Raw genomic sequence first — 2,819 nt, 5'->3', positions numbered from 1 at the left:
TGCCGGGCCCGACCGCATTCTCCGTGACACCGTGCTGTGCCATGTACTGCCCGGTGAAGAGCGACGCCCGGGATGGGGAACAAGGCGACGAGTGCGTGTGGTGCGCAGTGAATTCCAAACCGGCGTCGAGCAGCCGTCGGCGGTGCGGTAGCGCAACGTCGTCGGGAAGCCACGAGCGTTGGCGCTCCTGGTCGGACACGATCATCAGAATATTGTGTGGCATTGCCCCTCCAAATAAATAATTGACAGGTAACTTAAATACTGGTTGAGTATCTGTCAAGCGGTCCGGGGGGATCGCCCTACACAACCTTTGGGGGTCCTGATGAACACATCCTTCTCACGCTCGTCCCGTGTCCTGGCGGGCCTCGCGATCGCCGTCGTAGCCGTTGGCTGCGGCGGCAGCGACGACGATTCCTCGTCGGATGCGACCGATGCGACATCAGACGTCGCCGCCGACACCACATCGTCTGAGACAGAGGCTCCCGATTCTGAGCCGGTCAACACCGACGCCCCAGACGCCGAGCCCGCGAGTACCGAAGCGGCCGCCGATGATGACGCGGCCGAGCCAGCGGCGGATTTGGAGCCGGTCGTGATCCGTCAGGCATGTGCGCCGACCGCGTCCTCGCTCGCGGGCGAGGTCGGGCAGCGCAACGGTCTGTCGGACGAGTACGCAATCTCGTTCGAGTGTGTCCAAGTCGGTGCCGGACCAGAGATCGCCACCGCAATGGTGACTGATGCCATCGATCTCGCCGGCTTCACGCCGTCGAATGCGTACGTCCTGCTCGAGCAGGACGTCGACCTCGCTCTGTTCCGACAGTCGCTCGGCACCGACTTCTTCGACATCATTGTGTCGTCCGATTTCCCGCTCCCGAGTGCAGATCAGGGTTGGGAGGGCGTCATGTCTGACCTCGCCGAAGCACGGATCGGTGTGGTCGCTCGCGGTGCAGCCGCCGAGGACATGGCTCGCGGGCTGTACACCGAGGCGGGTCTCGATCCGGATCAGGCGACGTTCATCGCGACCGGTCTACCGAAAACGACACTCGCCGCTCTCTCGAATGGCGAAATCGATGCGGCACTCACCTTCGAGCCAGGGATTTCGCTTGCGCTCACCGAGGGGATCGCCGTCCAACCCTTCTCGATGCAAGAAGGGACCGGTCCGGAACGCTTCAACTGGCCGGGCCTCTTCCTCGGTGCACTGCGCGAGAAGATCGAAACCGAGCCTGAACTCTTCAACCGCTACATGGAGTTTTCGACCGCCGCGAACGAGTACATGGCCGACCCCGCCAATCGCGAAGAAGTGAACGACGTCGCGGCCGACTTCCTCGGCCTCCCGCCGGAAGCCATCGATCTGGTCATCGACCGAACCATTGCGAACACGACCACGGACGGAACCATCGACAGCGATGGTCTCGACCGAATCGGTGAGTTCTTCGCCGAGATCGGACGGACCGAGACGGCCTACACGGCCGACGAGATCGTCCTCGTGCCGAGCAGCTGACCCCTCGATGGCAAGCAGAGGAGTCGAAATGACCGCAGCAGCTGCATTACGAGATGTGACCGTGGGGTTTCCCAGTCCGGACCGGAGTCGACTGATCGTCGCCGCTTCGGACATCGACCTGGCGATCGAGGAGGGCCAGTTTCTCGCCATCGTCGGACCGTCGGGCTGCGGGAAGACCACTCTGCTCAACGTGCTGGCCGGACTGATCCAACCATCCCGTGGGACGGTCGTTCGCCACGATCAGCCTGTCCAGCGCGGCGGAAAGGATCTCGGTTACATGCTCGCCCGCGGCGGGCTGTGCCCGTGGAGAACGGCACGCAAGAACGTGGAGTACGGCCTCGAAGTGCGCGGAGTTCGTCGCAAGGAACGACGTGAACGTGCCCTTGACGCTCTCGACGACGTCCGCATGCTCGACTTCGCCGACTCCTACCCCGCGCAATTGTCGAACGGGATGCGACAGCGCGTCGCGATCGCACGCACGATGGTGATCCAGCCCGGGCTCCTCCTGATGGACGAGCCGTTCGGTGCTCTCGACGCGCAAACCCGGCTGACAGTTCAGGACTCGTTCCTCAGTTCGTGGGAGCGTCACCGCACGACTGTTCTGTTGGTGACCCACGATCTGTCCGAGGCCGTACTGATGGCGGACCGGGTGGTCGTCATGAGCGCGCGACCCGGCCAGATCAAACGCGACTTGATGATCGACCTCGAACGACCACGCAACATCGCCGAACTGCGGTTCGACAAGCGGTTCACCGATCTCGAGCACGACCTTTGGCTGGAGCTGCGCAGTGAAATCATCTGAGGAGTTGACGATGACCAATCCAAGCCGCCCCGTCGATCCGCTCTCGGCCCCATCTGCTGAACCCGTCGGACGCACGGAGACACCCGGCGCTCCGGCGGAACCCGAGGGCGAGGTCGAAATCGAAGTGGTCGACGGGGAAGAAGTCGCCGCGATTCCGCTCCCACCGGAATCCTTCTGGTCGAAGACGAACCGAATCGTCGACCCGGTCACGCAGCTCGCTCGTGTCGCTGTGATCGTGTTGGTCCTCCTGCTCTGGAAGTATGCGGTCGATGCCGAATGGATCGATCCGCTCTTCGCGGCGGGACCCGGCGACACGGCCAGAGCGTTCTGGGAGCTTCTCCACGAAAAGCTCTTCTGGGAGGACCTGGTTGTGACGTTACGCGAAGCGATCCTCGGCTGGGGGATCGGAGCATTCTTTGGCATTCTGGTGGGGCTCATTCTCGGTCGATGGATCCGAGCTTCGAAAGCCCTCGGTCCGTTCCTGACCTTCTCCAACGCACTCCCCAAGGTGGCGCTCGC

Annotated in this window: 4 protein-coding genes; 3 read left to right on the top strand and 1 reads right to left on the bottom strand. The window is 63.1% G+C overall.

The genetic code is table 11. The features are described from left to right. Positions 1-205, bottom strand: a 205-nt coding sequence (locus WBV89_RS19010; RefSeq protein WP_423982898.1) for a sulfatase-like hydrolase/transferase, incomplete at its 3' end; no start/stop codon positions are given. Between the two features lie 117 nt (positions 206-322). Here WBV89_RS19010 and WBV89_RS19005 point away from each other — a divergent pair. The 3 genes from WBV89_RS19005 to WBV89_RS18995 form a co-directional block, all read left to right on the top strand. Beyond that, positions 323-1,498 (top strand): ABC transporter substrate-binding protein, encoded by a 1,176-nt coding sequence (locus WBV89_RS19005; protein WP_423982897.1) that lies wholly within the window; start codon positions 323-325, stop codon positions 1,496-1,498. A 61-nt stretch (positions 1,499-1,559) separates the two neighbouring features. Further along, positions 1,560-2,300: an ABC transporter ATP-binding protein gene (locus WBV89_RS19000; RefSeq protein WP_423982896.1), complete on the top strand. Its 741-nt coding sequence runs from the start codon at positions 1,560-1,562 to the stop codon at positions 2,298-2,300. Between the two features lie 10 nt (positions 2,301-2,310). Beyond that, on the top strand, positions 2,311-2,819 hold a 509-nt coding region (locus WBV89_RS18995), incomplete at its 3' end, for an ABC transporter permease (RefSeq protein ID WP_423982895.1).

Source organism: Ilumatobacter sp., assembly GCF_049588435.1.
GTDB lineage: Bacteria > Actinomycetota > Acidimicrobiia > Acidimicrobiales > Ilumatobacteraceae > Ilumatobacter_A.
Note: the sequence above shows the minus strand (reverse complement) of the source record. Positions and strands in the feature narration are given on the sequence as shown.

Coding starts and splice junctions, on each gene's coding strand:
- WBV89_RS19005 (WP_423982897.1), top strand. CDS start 323: ATGAACACATCCTTCTCACGCTCGTCCCGTGTCCTGGCGGGCCTCGCG.